General features: G+C 72.0%; 11 protein-coding genes. 4 read left to right on the forward strand and 7 right to left on the reverse strand.

Features of this window, described 5'->3' with window-relative positions:
- Positions 1-101 precede the first annotated feature (101 nt).
- From ACFWE2_RS18260 to ACFWE2_RS18285, 6 genes are all read right to left on the reverse strand, one after another.
- A complete protein-coding gene (locus tag ACFWE2_RS18260) occupies positions 102-4,499 on the reverse strand; it encodes a ThuA domain-containing protein (protein WP_377225638.1) in 4,398 nt (1,465 codons plus the stop codon).
- Between the two features lie 170 nt (positions 4,500-4,669).
- The gene (locus ACFWE2_RS18265) at positions 4,670-5,563 is read right to left on the reverse strand and encodes a sugar phosphate isomerase/epimerase family protein (RefSeq protein ID WP_377225639.1); all 894 of its coding nucleotides are present in this window, start codon (positions 5,561-5,563) and stop codon (positions 4,670-4,672) included.
- Complete coding sequence (locus ACFWE2_RS18270) at positions 5,564-6,802, reverse strand: substrate-binding domain-containing protein (RefSeq protein ID WP_377225640.1); 1,239 nt, start codon at positions 6,800-6,802, stop codon at positions 5,564-5,566.
- Between the two features lie 75 nt (positions 6,803-6,877).
- The gene (locus tag ACFWE2_RS18275; protein WP_377225641.1) at positions 6,878-7,933 is read right to left on the reverse strand and encodes an ABC transporter permease; all 1,056 of its coding nucleotides are present in this window, start codon (positions 7,931-7,933) and stop codon (positions 6,878-6,880) included.
- Complete coding sequence (locus tag ACFWE2_RS18280) at positions 7,930-8,988, reverse strand: ABC transporter permease (protein ID WP_377225642.1); 1,059 nt, start codon at positions 8,986-8,988, stop codon at positions 7,930-7,932. Before ACFWE2_RS18280 ends, ACFWE2_RS18275 begins: the two co-directional genes overlap by 4 nt.
- A complete protein-coding gene (locus ACFWE2_RS18285) occupies positions 8,985-10,664 on the reverse strand; it encodes a sugar ABC transporter ATP-binding protein (RefSeq protein WP_377225643.1) in 1,680 nt (559 codons plus the stop codon). Before ACFWE2_RS18285 ends, ACFWE2_RS18280 begins: the two co-directional genes overlap by 4 nt.
- Positions 10,665-10,801: 137 nt before the next feature.
- Between ACFWE2_RS18285 and ACFWE2_RS18290 the strand changes: the two genes are divergently transcribed.
- Both ACFWE2_RS18290 and ACFWE2_RS18295 read left to right on the forward strand, forming a co-directional pair.
- Complete coding sequence (locus ACFWE2_RS18290; protein ID WP_377225644.1) at positions 10,802-11,989, forward strand: ROK family protein; 1,188 nt, start codon at positions 10,802-10,804, stop codon at positions 11,987-11,989.
- A 97-nt stretch (positions 11,990-12,086) separates the two neighbouring features.
- Positions 12,087-13,757, forward strand: a complete 1,671-nt coding sequence (locus ACFWE2_RS18295) for a glycoside hydrolase family 13 protein (protein WP_377225645.1) — start codon at positions 12,087-12,089, stop codon at positions 13,755-13,757.
- A gap of 15 nt (positions 13,758-13,772) precedes the next feature.
- Here ACFWE2_RS18295 and ACFWE2_RS18300 read toward each other — a convergent pair whose 3' ends face one another.
- Positions 13,773-14,696, reverse strand: a complete 924-nt coding sequence (locus tag ACFWE2_RS18300; protein WP_377225646.1) for a hypothetical protein — start codon at positions 14,694-14,696, stop codon at positions 13,773-13,775.
- 38 nt (positions 14,697-14,734) lie between these two features.
- On the opposite strand from ACFWE2_RS18300, the gene ACFWE2_RS18305 reads away from it, so the two are divergent.
- Positions 14,735-15,343: a hypothetical protein gene (locus ACFWE2_RS18305; protein ID WP_377225647.1), complete on the forward strand. Its 609-nt coding sequence runs from the start codon at positions 14,735-14,737 to the stop codon at positions 15,341-15,343.
- 460 nt (positions 15,344-15,803) lie between these two features.
- Positions 15,804-16,427 (forward strand): DUF222 domain-containing protein (locus ACFWE2_RS18310; RefSeq protein ID WP_377225648.1); only part of this gene is annotated, 624 nt, incomplete at its 3' end.

Here is a 16,427-nt window from a genome sequence, read left to right on the forward strand (position 1 = left end):
CCGTGGTGGGCCGGGCGCCCCGCGGCCGCGCGGGCCGGTTGGCCGGCCTTGCCGGGCGCCGGGACCGCGTGCCCCCCCACCACCCAGGTTCACCCCGGGGGCTACGAGCCGCAGCTCGCGGCGTCGTACCCCTCGTCCACGACCACCTCGTGCGGGCCGTTGACCGCGGTGACCGTGACGGCCCCCGCCTGGATCGCCCGCGCTCCCGAGCCGAACTGGCGGGAGACGGTCTCCCCCGGCAGCACGTCCCGGTACGTCTTGCTCCCGTACGGGGTGCTGAGCTCGACCTGCACCGGGTCGGCGCCCGCGTTGGTCGCGCTCACCGTCACGCGAGCCTGCGGGCCGGTGCACCGGCTCGCCGCCGCGACCTCCATCAGCGGCGGGTCCGGCTGGTCGTCGAACGTGAGGTCCTGGAACTCCACGGCGCTCCTGTTCGACGCGTGGTGCGCGGTGACGAACAGCCCGACGTCCTGGGTGTCCGCGGCGCCCGCGAGCGCCTCCGGCTCCCCGATCTGCGTGAACGTCTTGCCGTCGGAGCTCCAGTAGGCCGAGTACAGGTCGCCGTCGCGGACGAGCCGTACCCAGGCCGGGTACGCCGTCGAGCCGCCGCTCGACGACGTCACGAGCTGGCCGGCGTCGTTGCCGCGCAGCCACTCGAACCCGCCGCTCGGCCGGATGCCGAGGGCCGCGTAGCCCGGCGACGAGCCCGGTTGGGTCACGTCGTTGCGGACGATGATCCCTGCCTTGGCGGAGCCGTGGGAGTTGCCCTGGCTGTTGATCCGTACGGTGGCGGTCCAGTGCCGGTCGGTGCCCTCGCGGTAGATCGCCGAGTACTGGTCGACGCCCTGCCACATGTTGGCGCCGCCCGACTCGATGACGTACCGCCCCGTGGCGAGCTGCTCGAACTCGCCGTCCGCGTTGCTGAAGGTCCGCATCCCGGCGAACATGTCACCGACCTGTGCGACGACGATCCGTGACGTGGTCGTGAGCTCCCGGTCGTTGGTGGCCACGGCCGTCAGCTCGTAGTAGCCGTCCGCTGCGACGTCCCACGTCGTCGCGTAGGGCGCGGTCTCGTCGACGCCGATCGACTCGCCGTCGGCGAAGAACTCCACCTGGCTGATGGTGTTCTCCGCGTCGGTCGCGTCCGCGGTGACCTCTATCTGGCCGGGTTCGAGCTCGACCCCGCCCTGGGGTGCCGTGATGGCAACCTCCGGCCGTGTGGTCTCCGCCGCGCCCTTGCCGTCGGCCTCGACGAAGTTGAGCCGTCGCTCGCCCGGACCGGGGAAGACCACGAAGAGCTCGAAGCTCTCCCCCGGGTCGTCGACGTCCACCCGCACGTCGCGGAAGTCGCTGATGCCGGTGGCGGCGATCTGCGCGGTGCCGAGCAGGTCGCCGTCGGGGGCACCCCGCCGCAGCTCGATGGTGCCGGCGGACGCCGACGCCACGCGCAGCGTCAGGGCGTCGATCTGGTGGAGGTTCACCGGGTCGTAGGACGCCCAGTCACCGTCGGCGCCGACGAGGACGGAGCCGCCGCCCTCGACGTCCCGGCTCGGCGCCGTCGTCGTGCCCTCCGAGTCGGTGTGGAACTCGGCCTGCCGCTCCCTGGGGAACAACAGGGTGGTGTCCGAGCCGGTCAGCGACGGGATGTCGCCGGCGCCGCCGTCGTCCTCGTAGCGCGCGTCGAGCACGTAGAAGACGTTGTTGTCCGCCCCGTGCCCGCCGCCCAGCGACGTCGTGACGGAGCCCGTGCGGCCGTGCTGCGGGTCGGCCGGGTGCGGGTGGTCGTCATGGCCGAGGGCCGGCTGGATGACCACGCGCTCGTCGTCGATCGCCGAGCCGTCCGGCGAGTCCTCCGCGTCGGTCACCGAGACGTCCCACGAGACCGTGTCGCCGAACTCGAAGAACGAGCCCGTCGGCGGGAGCCCGAAGTCGACCTCCGGCCGGGTGTTGCCGACGGTGATCGGCACCGTGGCGGTCCCGTCCTTGCCCGCCGGGTCGGTGACGGTGAGCCGCGCGTCGTAGACGCCGTCCGCCGTGTACGTGTGCGACGCCGTCGGTTCGGTCGAGTCGGTGGTCCCGTCACCGTCGAAGTCCCACGCGTAGGTGAGGTTCTCGCCCTCCGGATCGGTGCTGCCCCTCCCGTCGAACTCCACCTCCAGCGGCGCGGTCCCGGAGTCCGGTGACGCGGTCGGCAGCGCCTCGGGCGAGCGGGAGCCCGTCACGTAGTCGATCCGGTGCAGGCCGGAGTTCGGGTTGTCCCTGCCGAAGCCGCCGCCCCAGTCGAGCACGTACATCGCGCCGTCGGGCCCGAACTTCGCGTCGATCGGCGCGAGGAAGTCCTCCTCCGGCAGGAACCGGTTGACCTTCTCGACGTCCGTCTGGCCCGGGGCCGCCTCGGGGTCCCTGGTCTCGACGGTGAACACCTGGTTGCGCGCCCACTCGTAGAAGAACGCCTTGCCCTCGTAGTACTCGGGGAACTTGGTGTCGGAGTCGAGCTCCGGGTCGAAGTCGTAGAACGGGCCACCCATCGGCGCCAGTCCCCCGCCCTGGTTGATGCCGCCGGGCACCGAGGACCGCTGGTAGCCGTACCAGAGGTCCGCCGGCTGGGCCGGGGGCAGGTTCGTGCGGCCCGTGTTGCGCACGGAGTCGTTGACGGGAGCGGCGCAGTCGAAGAACCCGCCGACGGTGACGGGGCTGGTCCGGTAGTCGACGTCCCGGAACGGCTCGTTGTTCCCCATGCACAGGGGCCAGCCGAAGAAGCCCGGCTCCTTGATCAGGTTCCACTCCGCGATGCCCGCCGGGCCGCGCTGCGCCAGGTTGTCGGTGTTGCTGTCGGGCGAGTAGTCGGCCACGCCGAGGTTGCCCGTCGCCGGGTCGATGGCGAACCGGAACGGGTTGCGGAAACCCATCGCGTAGATCTCGGGCAGCGTCTTGTCCTCCGTGTCCTCCGACTCCGGGAACAGGTTGCCCTCGGGGACCGAGTAGGTGCCGTCGTCCTCGGGGTGGATCCGCAGCACCTTGCCGCGCAGGTCGTTGGTGTTGGCGGACGTCGCCCGCGCGTCGTGGAAGGTGCCGTCCCGCTCGGAGATCGGCGCGTACCCGCCCGACGGCTCCGAGTGCGGGTTCACGTCGTCGCCGACGCCGAGGTACAGGTCACCGGTCGCGCGGTCCACGATCACCCCGCCGCCGGTGTGGCCCGGCTCGTCCGGCAGCCGCCGGGCGGGGACCTCCAGCAGCACCTTCTCGGACGCCGGGTCGATGGTCGTCGCCCCCGAGGCGCCCGTCGTGACCGTGAACCGGGACAGCCGGTTGTGGAAGTTCGCGGGGTCGGTGTCGTCGTCGCTCGCGGGCGACCAGTACTGGTACAGGTACCCGTTGTCGGCGAAGTCCTCGTCGAGCGCTATCCCCAGCAGACCGTCCTCGCCGCCCGAGTAGACCGGGAGCGTCACGGCGGTCGTCGTGGTCTGCGTCTCGGGGTCGAACACCCGGATCTGCCCGCGCACCAGCTCGGTGAAGAAGACCCGGCCGTCCGGCGCGACGTCGATCCCGAACGGCGCGCTCGTGTTCGTGTCGAGCGCCACCTTCTCGAACTGGCCCCAGTCGGTGCCGCCGCAGTCGCCGGCGGCCAGCCCGGCCGCCCACTGCACGCCGCCGACGATGTGCCGCACGAACTCGGGCTCCTGCGTGTAGTGCGCGCCGAAGTGGCCCATGCCCGTCATCCAGGCGCGACCGCCGTCGTAGTACTTGCACCACGAGATCGGGTGGTCGTAACCCATGGCGTTGCCGCCCGGGTCGTAGGTCGACTCGTCCATGGTGGCCAGCACGTGCGCGTCACCGCGCACGTTGGTCGAGAAGTTGTACCACTCGTCGGCGCGGTCCCAGCGCTGCGGCAGGTGCTGCGTGGAGGGGTGCGTGCGGTCCTCGACCCGGACCGTCCCGGGCAGGCCGGGGCTCGACCCGGTGGCGGCGTGACCGGGCATCAGCGACCCGATCATCTCGTCCCACCAGGCGTAGCTGCCCCGCATGTCCGTCGCGTTGTGGATGGCGACGATGCCGCCGCCCGCCTGCTGGTACCGCTCCATCGCGGCCTTCTGCTCCGCGTTCCACGGGTCGCCGGACGCCTGGAACATGACCAGCGCGTCGTACTGCGCCAGGTCGGCGTCGTTGAAGACCGTCGGGTCCTCCGTGTGGTCGGACTCGATGCCCGCCTCGGCGAACGCCGCCTCGAGCACCGGGGTGCCCTGCGTGATCGCCTCCACGTGCCGGTACTGCGTGGTGGCGGTGAAGATGAGGACTCGGCCCTCTTGCATGACTTCCGCCTGGACCTCGGCCGACCCGGCAGCGGCCTTCTCCTCAGCGGCCTTCTTCTCACCGCCCTGCGGTTCGCCGACCGTGACGGCGGCGGTGGCGGCCGGGACGGACGCGAGCGTGAGGGCCAGTGCTCCGGCGGCGAGCGCCGCGGTGGATCTCCCCCAGCGGGGACGTCGTGGTGCGGTCATCGGGTTGCCTCCTGGGCAGATCGACGTGCGTGCCCACCGGGGGTTCCCGGCGGAGCATGTTCTTCTCGTTGATCAGCCCGGCGTGCCGGCGCCGAGCGCTCTGTGTTCGTCCAGACGCGAGGCCTGCTCAGACTCAGACGCGTGGGTGTCCTACCCGTGTCAGACCTGTGTCACGGCATCAGTCCTCTCAGGTAGGCGAGGCCGTCGGTCGCCAGCGCGTCCTGGCTCGCGGCCAGCGGCCGCCAGATCGACGCGGCCGTGGCGATCGTGGCGTTCTCGGCGGTGAACGACTCGATGACGAGCGGGCCGGCGTACCCGGCCTGCTCCAGCGCGGCGAGCAGCGCCGGCCAGTCGATGCCGTCGCCGCCGGGTGCGCCGCGGTCGTTGCCGCAGACCTGTACCGCGGCGATCCGCTCCCCCGCGCGCTCGACCGCGGCGGGCAGGTCCCGCTCCTCGATGTTCATGTGGTAGACGTCGAGCATCAGCCCGATCCCCTCGGCGGGCAGCGGGCCGACGATCTCCAGCGCCTGGTCCACCGTGTTGACCAGGCTCGTCTCGTAGCGGTTGAGCGGTTCCAGGCCGACGACTACGCCCGCCGCGATCGCGTGCTCGACCACCGGCGCGAGGTTCTCGGCGAGCTCGGCGCACGCGTCGGCCCGCTCCTGCGGCGTCGTCCGCCAGGTGCGCCCGACCGAGGCGTACGCGGGGCCGCCGATCACCCGCGCGCCGACCGTGTGCGCGGCGTCGACCACCTCGCGCAGGTAGTCCTGCGTCGCCCGCACCGTGCCGGCGTCGGCCGCGACGAGCTCGCGACCCTCGCCCATGACGAGGGACACGCTCGCGCCGAGGCCGTTGTCCGCGAGGACCTGCGCCGCGCGGCGCGGTTCCCAGTCGCCGAGGCGCTCGACGGGCAGCTCGAGGACGTCGAACCCCCAGTCCGCCACGCGGGGCGCGAGATCGGCGAGCGAACGGTCGGTGAGCGGCGACGTCCACACCCAGGTGTTGACGCCGATCGGCCAGGTGGTCGCGGGGCCGTCCGGGACCGTCCACGGTTGTATACCCATCTAGCGGTCCGTCCAGGCCTCGGGGTACCCGGGCAGGTCCTCGCCGCCGAACTTCGCGTAGTGCAGGGACGGCATGTCCGCGTTCGCGTCGAGGAACCCCGCGAGGTCGGCGTCGGTGACCGGCTCCTGGGGCAGCACCCACTCGGACGGCACCTCCTCACCGGCCCAGATCTTCTGCGCGGCGAGGACCGGGGTGCGCCACTGGAAGTTGGAGTAGACGTTGCCGATCGCCGTCATCCCCGTCTCGTCCCACTTGCGCAGGAAGCTCATCTCGTCCTCGCCGACGAAGACCGGGTACGGCTGGCCGGCGTCCTCGAACGCCTCGACCGCCGCGACCGCGCCGTCGCCCGCGTCCATCCAAATGCCGTCGATCTCGCCGCGCTGCAGGTACTGGGTGACGAGGTCCTTGATCTTGGCGCCGTCACCGCCGGTGAACTCGACGCCCACCACCTCGAGGTCGCTCTCCGAGAAGATCTTGTCGGCGGCGGCCCACCGGTGCTCCAGCACGTCTACCCCGGGCAGGATGCGCAGCGCCAGGACCGTCGAGCCGGGGTCCAGGTTCTCGACCAGGAACTCCGCGCCCACCGCGCCGTACGCGTAGCCGCCGATCGGGTGGATGAACGTGACCATGCAGTCGGTGTTCACGCCGCGGTCGAACACGATGACCGGCTTGCCGCTCTCGCAGGCGGCCTCGACGGCGGGGGTGAGCGTCGCCGTCGTCGACGGGGAGATGACTATCGCGTCGCAGTCGCCGGCCTCGACGAACGCCTGGATGTCGGAGATCTGCTTGTTGTCGTCGTCGGCGGCGTCCGAGACCCGGAACTCGCCGATCACGCCCTCCTCCTGCAGCACCTCGACCTGCTGCTGCATGGTGATCCAGCCGGTCACGCGCCACGGGTTGGAGACGGACGCGTTGGAGAAGCAGAGTGTCTTGTCCCCGCCCGCACCGGCACCGTCCTCGCCGGCGAAGTCGCCCGTGTCCACCCACTCCGGCTCGATGGCCTGGAGCCAGGGCTGGTCGGCCGGGCCCTCCGGCTCGGCGTCGCGCTGGGCCAGCTCCCGGTCGTAGTCCGCCTGGACGAACCACTCGCTCTCGGCCCCGGAGTCGGCCGGCGCCTCCTGCGTCGCGCTCGTCTCCGTGGACGGCGCCTCGCCGGTCGGGGTGTCGGTGGTGCAGGCCGTCAGCAGGAGCAGCGTTCCCGCCGTCGCGCTCGCCAGCAGTGCTCGGGTCGATCGCATGTCCATCCCCTTTGATGAGTGCGGGTCTGATGAGTGCGGGTCTGATGAGTGCGGGTCCAACGATTGGGTTCGAGCTCAGGTGCGGCGCCGCCGCGCCGCGTAGGCGACGGCGGCGATGAGGATCACGCCCTGCACGGCGGGCCGAATGGTCGACGGCAGGGCGAGCTGGTTGAACAGCGTGAACAGGGCCTCGAGCGTGAGCGCGCCGACCATGGCGGCCACCACCGTCCCGCGGCCGCCCCCGAGGGCGACACCGCCCAGCACGACGGCGGTGATCGCCATGAACTCCAGCCCCTGGCCCACCTGGGCGGTGACCCCGGCGAACCCGCCGATGAGCACCGCCGCGACGGTCGCGAGGAACGAGGAGAGCAGGAACGCCCGGGTGCGCAGCCACCACACCGAGGCGCCGCTGTACGCGGCGGCCACGGCGTTGTCGCCGGTGGCCATCAGGGACCGGCCGAAGGGGCGGCGCATCAGCCACGCCGCGACGCCGACGACGACGAGCGCCACCAGCAGCGCGTACGGCACCTGGAACTGCCCGGGCACGTCCGGGAAGCCCTTGCGGCCCAGCACGCGGAAGCCCTCGCTCAGGGCGCCCGTCGGCGCGCCGCCCGTCCACAACCGGATGGCGCCGAACAGCACGAGCATCATGCCGAGCGTCGTGATGAACGACGGGACCCGCAGCAGCGTCGTCACCAGGCCGTTGACGAGCCCGACCAGCAGCCCGAACACGAGCATCAGCCCCACCACGGGCCAAGTCAGTGCCTCGTCGCCGTCCATGAGCCGGGCCGCGATCACCACCTGCGCGCCCACCAGCGAACCCACCGACAGGTCGAACTCACCGGAGACGATCACGAAGTACTGGCCGACGGCGAGCACCACCAGCGGGGCGGCCTTCTTCGCGAACGCCATGAGCGACACCGGCTCCGCGAAGGACGGGTTGATCGCGACGATCACGGCGAGGACGAGCACGAGCAGCGCGAGCACGGTCCAGCTACCGCCGGACAGGAGCTGCTCGCGCCATCGGCGGGCGGCGCTGCGGGCGGTGCCGTTCCCGGTGCCGTTCCCGGTGCTGTTCCCGGTGCTGTTCCGGGCGCTGTTCCCGGCGTCCGGGGTCAGGTCCGTGGTCATGCGACGTCGCCTCCTCGTGCGGCCGAGGCCTTGGCACCGAACCGGACCCGCCGGCTCGCCGGGTCGATCTGGCGCCGCGCGTACAGGGCCACCGCGGCGATGATGATCACGCCGCGCAGCACGTCCTTGAAGAACGGGTTCACGTCGAGCACGTTGAACGCGGTGTCGAGCACCGCGAGGATCGCGACCCCGCCGACCGTGCCGACCACCGAGCCCCGGCCGCCGAACAGGAGCGTGCCGCCCAGCACCACGGCGGCGATCGAGTCGAGGTCGAGGCCGTAGGAGTAGACCAGGGCGTTCCCCGTGCCGAACCGGGCGGCGATGAGCAGCCCGGCGATGCCCGCGCACAGGGAGCACAGCACGTGCGCCAGGACGAGGGTGCGGCTCGTGCGAACGCCCGAGAGCCGGGCGACGTCGAGGTTCCCGCCCACCGCGAACATGTGATAGCCGGCCCGGGTCCGCGTGAGCAGGACGAACGCCGCCGCGGCGACGAGCAGCATGACGATCGTCGAGACGGGTACCGGGCCAAGGCGGGTGTACCCGAACGTCTGGAACGCGAACGGCACCTCGCCCTCCGGCCCCTTGAAGCGCGTGTCGAGGAAGCCCTTGACGATCAGGCCCGTGCCGAGCGTCGCGATGAACGGGTTGACGTTCAGGCCCGAGATGACCAGGCCGTTCACGAGCCCGACGCCGGCCGCGACCGCGAGCGCGGCCACCACCCCGAGCCAGACGCGCGCCGGGTCGCCCGCCATCGTCGTCGCCCCGATCAGCGAGCACAGCGCGACGACGTATCCCACCGACAGGTCGAGCGAGCGGCACAGGATCACCAGCGTCTGCCCGACGGCGACGAACCCGAGCAGGCTCGTCTGCGTGAGCATGTAGCTCACGTTGCCCTGCGCGAAGAGGTTGCCGCCGCGGACCGCCACGAGCACGCCGGCGACCACGAGGATGCCGGCCAGGGCAAGGTAGACGATCTCGGTGGACCCGACGTGCCGGCGGTGTGCGGTGCCGGCCGTCCTGCCGGCCGTCGCCCGGGTCGTCGCGCCGGCCGTCATGCCGCCCCCGTCGCCAGCGCCATGATGGTCTCCTCGGAGCTGCCGCCTGGCAGCTCCCCGGCGATCCGGCCGTCGCGCAGCACGAGGATGCGGTCGGCCATCGCCACCACCTCCGGCAGCTCGGACGAGATGAGCAGGACGGCGGTCCCCTCGGCGGTCAGCGTGCGCATGAGGTCGTAGACGGCGCGCTTGGCGCCGACGTCGATCCCGCGCGTCGGCTCGTCGAGCACGATCACCCGCGGCTCCGTCACCAGCCACTTGGCGAGCACCACCTTCTGCTGGTTGCCGCCGGACAGGTACTGCACCTCGGTGTCCTTGGCGGCCGCGACGGTGCTGGCGGGCACGGCAAGCGACCGCAGCACCTCGGTGATGCGCCGCGCCCGGCGGTCCGACTCACCGGGCAGGACGGCATCCAGCACGAGCCGCGCGTTCGCGAGGACCGACTGGCCGAGGGCCAGTCCCTCGGCCTTCCGGTCCTCGCTGACCAGCGCGAGGCGGTGCCGTACGCCCTGCCGCGGCGTGCGCACGCGGGCGGGTCGCCCGTCGACGGTCATGCTGCCGCGCGTGAACGGCGCGATGCCGAACACCCCCTGCGCGACCTCGGTGCGGCCGGACCCCTGCAGGCCCGCCAGTGCGACGATCTCGCCGGCGCGTACCTCGAGGTCCACGCCGTCGACCATCGAGTTGCCCGCGCCCGAGAGCGCCAGGCGCACCTCGCCGGGTCCCCCGCCAGATCCCTCGCTGGATCCCTCGCTGAATCCCTTGGTAGATCCCTCGGTGGACCGCGTGGCGGCGGGCTTGTCCGGGAAGAAGCCGGCGAAGTCGCGGCCCACCATGGTGCGCACGAGCCGGTCGGGGCCGACCTCGGCGGCCGGCGCGGTGAGCACGTGGTTGCCGTCCTTCAGGACGGTGATCGTGTCGGCCAGGTCGTAGATCTCCTGGAGCCGGTGCGAGACGTACAGGATCGCGACACCCCGGTCGCGCAGCCGCCGGACCAGGTCGTAGAGCAGCGCGACCTCCTGGTCGGCGAGCGCAGCCGTCGGCTCGTCCATGGAGATGATCCGGGCGTCGTACGAGACCGCCTTGACGATCTCGACGACCTGCTGCTGCGCCACGGACAGGGAGCCGACCCGGTTCCAGGACGTGATGCTCGTCAGCCCCAGGTCGTCGAGGAGGCGGGTCGTGTCGGCGTGCAGCCGGCGCCGGTCGACCGTGCCGCCGAACCCGCCGCCGAACAGGCCGCGCCTGACTGGCTCCCGGCCGAGGTAGACGTTCTCGGCGACCGACCGGTCCGGCAACAGGTTGAACTCCTGGAAGACCGTCGCGACACCGGCCCGCTGGGCGTCGAGCGGCGTCGGGAAGGAGACGGGCGAACCGTCGAGCTCGATGGTGCCGGCGTCCGGGCGGTGGACGCCTGCGACGATCTTCATCACCGTCGACTTGCCGGCGCCGTTCTCGCCCACGAGGGCGTGGACCTGCCCTGGATACAGGGTCAGGTCGATCTCCCGCAGCACCGAGGTGCCGAAGAACTCCTTGCCGACGCCGTGCAGGCGCAGCACCGGGCCGGGTGCATCCGGGCTTGCTCCCGGAGTCTCCTCCGGGGTGTCTTCCGGGCTGGATTCCAGACCGGTTTCCGGGTCGGGTCCTGGAGTGTGCGCGTCGTCATCGGCTCGCATATCCACCAATGTAGGGACCTTTTGGTCTATGTCAAGCAAAAGATGCTTGTCGTTTACGCGGCTTCTGTGACAGGCGGCGCATATGGGCTATCTTTTGCCGATACGCAGCCATAAGTTCACCCGGGAGGCGGTTGCCCATGCCGATCGACGATCCTCCGAGGGGCGTGCCGCTGTCCCTGGGCACCGGCCAGTTCTTCCAGCTGCTGCGCGACCGCGAACCCCGCACCCGCGCCGATCTGGTGGCCATCACGGGCCAGGCCCGGTCGACGATCACCTCGCGGATCGACGCGCTCATGAGCGCCGGGCTCATCGCCCCGGCAGGCATGGCAGGATCCACGGGAGGCAGACGGCCCGCGACGTTCGCCTTCCAGCCGGGCGCCCGGGTGGTCCTCGCGGTCGACCTCGGCGCGACGCACGCCCGGCTGGCCGTCACCGACCTCGCCTCAACGGTCCTCGCGGCGAGCGACGCCCCGCTCTCGATCGCGGCGGGGCCCGACGTCGTCCTGCCCTGGGTGGTGCGGGCCGGCCGCGACCTGCTCGCCGCCGCCGGCCGGGACACCGCCGACCTGGCCGCCATCGGCATCGGGCTGCCCGGCCCGGTGGAGCACTCGACGGGGCGGCCGATCAACCCGCCGATCATGCCCGGCTGGGACGACGTCGACGTCCCCGGCATCCTCGGCGCCGAGCTCGGGGTCGCGGTGCTGGTCGACAACGACGTCAACATCATGGCGCTCGGCGAGCACCGGACCGCCTGGTCCGATGTCTCCGACCTGCTGCTCGTCAAGGTCTCCACCGGCATCGGCGCCGGCATCATCGCCGACGGCGCCCTGCGCCGCGGCGCCCAGGGCGCGGCGGGCGACGTCGGGCACATGTCGGTCCCGGGCGCCGACCACGTGCCCTGCCGGTGCGGCAACACCGGCTGCCTCGAGGCGGTGGCGAGCGGCCAGGCGGTCGCGACGGCGCTCGCCGCCCAAGGGCTGGACGCCGCTGACAGCGCTGACGTCGTCGCGCTGGTCCGCTCCCGCGGCGCCGCGGCGAGCCAGGCGGTACGGCAGGCCGGCCGCGACATCGGTGGTGTGCTGGCCTCCTGCGTGAGCGTGCTCAACCCGTCGGTCATCGTGATCGGCGGCGTGGTGGCCGACGCAGGCGAGCACCTCATCGCGGGCATCCGCGAGGCCGTCTACCGCAGGTCCCTGCCGCTGGCCACGCAGCACCTGCGCATCGTCACCTCCCGTGCGCGCGAGGGCGCCGGCGTCCTGGGCGCGAGCGCCATGGCGGTGGACCACGCCCTGTCCCCGGCGGCGGTCGACGCCCTGACCGCCTGACGCTGCCCCGCCGAGCCCCCACCCATACGCTGGTGGGCACGGCATTCCTGCGCACGAGTGACCGGACCAGTCCCCCACCGCAAAGGATCCAGCACCAGTGACCAGCGACATCGACCCCCGCCAGCCCCTCACCCACCAGCCCCTCGACCCCACCTGGTGGCGGCAGGCGGCCGTCTACCAGATCTACCCGCGCAGCTTCGCGGACGCCAACGGCGACGGCATCGGCGACCTGCGCGGCATCATCTCCCGCGTGCCCTACCTCGAGAGGCTCGGCATCGACGCGGTCTGGCTCAGCCCGTTCTACCCGTCGGCGCTGGCCGACGGCGGGTACGACGTCGCGGACTACCGCGACGTCGACCCCAGGATCGGCACGCTCGACGAGTTCGACGAGATGGTCGCCGCGCTGCACGCGGCGGGCATCCGCGTGATCGTCGACATCGTGCCGAACCACTCCTCGGACCAGCACGTCTGGTTCCAGGAGGCGCTGGCCGCCGGTCCCGGCAGCCCGGAGCGCGCACGCTACGTCTTCCGGGACGGCCTCGGCCCGGACGGTTCCCAGCCCCCGGCCGACTGGGAGAGCATGTTCGGCGGGCTCGCGTGGACGCGCGTGCCCGACGGCCAGTGGTACCTGCACCTGTTCGCCAAGGAGCAGCCGGACTTCAACTGGGACAACGAAGAGGTCCGCGAGGACTTCCGCAGGACCCTGCGGTTCTGGTCGGACCGCGGCGTCGACGGGTTCCGCATCGACGTCGCGCACGCCCTGGCCAAGGAGCTCGGCGACTCGCTGCCCACGCAAGCCGAGATCGACGCCATCACGGAGCCCGGCGCGCACCCCCTCTGGGACCGCGACGAGGTGCACGAGGTCTACGCCGACTGGCGCAAGGTGTTCGACGAGTACACGCCGCCGCGCATCGCCGTGGCGGAGGCCTGGGTCACGACCCCGCGGCGCCCCCGGTACGCGAGCGCGGAGGGGCTGGGCCAGGCGTTCAACTTCGACCTGCTGGAGGCCGACTTCGACGCCGGGCAGTTCCGGACGATCATCGCCGACAACCTCGCGCTGTCCGCCGCGTCCGGATCCTCGACGACCTGGGTCTTCTCGAACCACGACGTCGTACGCCACGCCACCCGCTACGCGCTGCCCGCGCGCAACGGCAGCACGGCGAAGCAGGGCAGGGACTGGCTGCTCTCCGGCGGCACGGAACCCGTCGCCGACGTCGCCCTCGGCCTGCGCCGCGCCCGTGCCGCGACCCTGCTCATGCTGGGCCTGCCGGGCAGCGCCTACCTCTACCAGGGCGAGGAGCTCGGCCTGCCGGAGGTCGCCGACATCCCCGCGGCGGAGCGCCAGGACCCGACGTTCTTCCGCAGCCCCGGCGTCGACGTCGGGCGGGACGGCTGCCGCGTGCCGCTGCCGTGGACCCGCGAGGGCACGTCCTTCGGCTTCGGCGACGGCGGTGCGCACCTACCGCAGCCCCGGACCTTCGGCGAGCTGTCGGTCCAGGCCCAGGACGGCGCGCCCGGTTCGACGCTGGAGCTCTACCGCGCGGCGCTCGCGCTGCGCCGCGAGCTGCAGACCGACGAGACGCTCGAGTGGGTGCCCGGACGCGCCGACGTCCTGCACTTCACGCGCCCGAACGGCTGGCACGTCATGACCAACTTCGGCACGGACGCGGTGCCGCTGCCGGACGGCGAGGTGCTGCTCACGAGCGAGCCGCTGCCGGGCGGCGTGCTGCCCGGCGCGACGACGGCGTGGGTGCGCGCGGCGGTGTGACGCGCGGCCGGCCGGTCAGCCCGCGGTGTCCGGGGACACCGGGGCGCCGGTCGGCGTCGTCGTGGGCGACACGGTAGGGCTCGGCGACGGGTCGGGAGTCGGCTCGACGGACGCCGTGGGTGTGGGCTTCGGGGTCGGCTCCTGCGTCGGACCGGTGGTCGGGTCCGACGTCGGAGTCGGCGGGCTGCCGGTCGGCGTCGTCGTGCCCCCGCCGCCCGGACCGGTACCGCCTCCCGCGCCTGGACCTGCACCGGCGTCGCCGCCGGAGCCGCCGGCGCTCGTGCCGTCGCCCGGCATGCCTTCGCCACCCTGGTCGGGCCCGTCGGGCTGGTCGCCCGACGGCACCGTCCCGTCCCCCAGGAGGTTCGCGTCCGCGCCGTCCGCGCCGTCCTCGCGGGGTTCGCCCGCCTCGGCGTCGTCCGCACCGCGGGGGCCTGTCTCCGCACCCTCGCCGGCGCCTGCGTCCTGGGTCCCGTCGGCGGGGACGAGCGGCAGGTCGAGGGCCGTGCGCTCGACGGGACCGGTGGTCTCGTCGGCGGGGCGGTCCGTCCACAGCATCGTCAGGCCACCGATGCCCAGCGCGAAGGCCGCGAGCACCCCGCAGCCGACCGCGACCATGGTCAGCCTGCGCAGGGCGGTGCCGGACGGTGAAGGCGATGTGGCCGGCTCGGCCGGTGGCGGGATCGGCACGGGTGGTGGGGCCGCTACGGGTGGTCCGGCTGGTGGGGCCGGTACGGCTGGTTGGGGTGGTGCCGGCTGGGCCAGGAGTCGGTGCGCGGCGACATCGGCCTCCGATGCGTGCGGCACACCGCCGTCCGGCGGCCCGGGCAGCGCAACCAGGTCCCAGGCCGGCCCGCTCACCGAACCTGGGGCGAGCTTGCCGAGCTGCGCTGTCTCGAGCTGCTCGAGGTGCCGTGTCGGCCGCGGGTTCTCCCTCACGCGGGAACGATAGCGCCCAGGGGTGAAATGTCGGAATCTTGGCTGAGCTCCTGTGGGACGATCCGCCGGTGGCGACGACATGGCGGTCCGGACTTGAGCTGTGGCTGGACGACCTGGAGGGGTACGAAGGCCCGACACCCGAGACAAGCCATCCGTCGTTCGCCGCGGTGGCGCCCGAGCAGTTCTACGACAAGGGTGACGAGTTCGCGCCGTTCGGCAATGACTCAGGGTCCGACATGCTGGGTGACGTGCAGGACTGGTATCGCAACGGAATGACCGACGCCGACCTGCCGCGACTCGTGATCGGCTCCCTCGGCGACTGGGACACCGAGGGAATCACGGACGGACTGTGGGCAGGCGACTCGGACTTTATCGACGACTGGTTCGCCGCGTGGGGGGACTCGATCGCCGCTCATCACGTGTATCACGAGACGAACAGGGTGATCGCGGCGGCAGTCGGGCAGTTCAAGGTCCGCGGCCTGCTGAACCCGATCATGCGGAGGGCTGGTCTGTTCGCGCTGGCCGTCAAGCAGGGCAGTCTCGACGACAGCGAGGTGCGGTACCCGCACTGGGAACACGCTGCCAGAGCCCGCGCCGGCGCCGAGGCCGTGCGACAGGTCCTGGTCGCCGCCCCTGTGGTGAGCTAGCTCTCGCAACGGGGTGAACCCCTGCCCGACGAGGCGCACTTCGGCTGAGGCCGAGCGCGCATCATCCCGGGGCCTGCAGGTCCGCAACCGCCAAGGATGAGGACCTACCGCCGGAGTCGGTCTGGCACCGTGCATGCGCGACGTCAGGCACAGCGCGACGACGACCATGCCGAAGCCGGACATCTCGCCGTATGACCCGGTGTCGCGCAGCCAGGCGAGCGCCATCGGGGACAGGGACGACCCCTTTCTCCAGGTCGATCCTCGCAAGGCTCTTGGTGAGCACGCGCCCCGACCGCTGATGGTTCTCAAGCCGGCCGTCGTGGCATCTGCATAGCGCTCTGAAGAGTTATCCACAGATTTGGAATCTGGCCAGCAGAACGTACGAGTGTTCGAGATAATAGATGCAGTGAAGGAGTGAGAGCTAGAGGCGAGCGATCAGAACGGGCGGGGGGTGGGCATCGTGGAGCAGACGACGAACAACGCTCCCGATGGCCTGCCTGCTGTGGTCTCGATCGAGGACGTGCTGGCCCGGATCGAGAACGAGATAGATGACCTCACCGCCCGGACCACTCCGGAGGCCCTGACCGGGTGGGATGCCCCGAGCATCAGTCGCCTGGCCGACGCACACACCCGCATCCGCCGGATCACCGGCCGTCTGGACGGGGTCCGGTACACGCTGCTGCCCCGGATTGAGAACGAGGGTTCCTGGCGCTCCGGTGGCACGGCCCGTGCGTTCACGACCTGGCTCCGGTTGCGCGAAGGTGTGTCCGCGTCGACGGCGGGTAAGGACATGACGATCGCGCGCCGTCTGGCGACCGCGCTGCCGGTGACGCGGGAGCGCCTGGTCGCCGGAACCCTGGGCGCGGACCACGCGAGGGTGATGACGGAGGTTGCGCCCACGAGCGAGACGCGTACGGATGCGTTGGCGTGGTTGATCGACACCCGTACGGGTCACACCACGACCCCGGAGGAGTTCGTGCAGAGCGTGGCGGTCGACTTCCCCGACCCCGTAGACGACCCCGACGGCACCCACACCCGAGAACTAGTCACCCAGGTGTTGGAGGACGCGGTCACGGACGGCACC

The sequence above is a fragment of the Promicromonospora sp. NPDC060271 genome, assembly GCF_042726755.1.
In the GTDB taxonomy this organism is placed as follows: domain Bacteria; phylum Actinomycetota; class Actinomycetes; order Actinomycetales; family Cellulomonadaceae; genus Promicromonospora.

What these genes read in the sequence shown, in the direction of transcription:
- ACFWE2_RS18265 (WP_377225639.1), bottom strand. Translation starts at nt 5,563, where the DNA reads ATGGGTATACAACCGTGGACGGTCCCGGACGGCCCCGCGACCACCTGG.
- ACFWE2_RS18270 (WP_377225640.1), bottom strand. Translation starts at nt 6,802, where the DNA reads ATGCGATCGACCCGAGCACTGCTGGCGAGCGCGACGGCGGGAACGCTG.
- ACFWE2_RS18260 (WP_377225638.1), bottom strand. Translation starts at nt 4,499, where the DNA reads ATGACCGCACCACGACGTCCCCGCTGGGGGAGATCCACCGCGGCGCTC.
- ACFWE2_RS18285 (WP_377225643.1), bottom strand. Translation starts at nt 10,664, where the DNA reads ATGCGAGCCGATGACGACGCGCACACTCCAGGACCCGACCCGGAAACC.
- ACFWE2_RS18290 (WP_377225644.1), top strand. Translation starts at nt 10,802, where the DNA reads ATGCCGATCGACGATCCTCCGAGGGGCGTGCCGCTGTCCCTGGGCACC.
- ACFWE2_RS18280 (WP_377225642.1), bottom strand. Translation starts at nt 8,988, where the DNA reads ATGACGGCCGGCGCGACGACCCGGGCGACGGCCGGCAGGACGGCCGGC.
- ACFWE2_RS18275 (WP_377225641.1), bottom strand. Translation starts at nt 7,933, where the DNA reads ATGACCACGGACCTGACCCCGGACGCCGGGAACAGCGCCCGGAACAGC.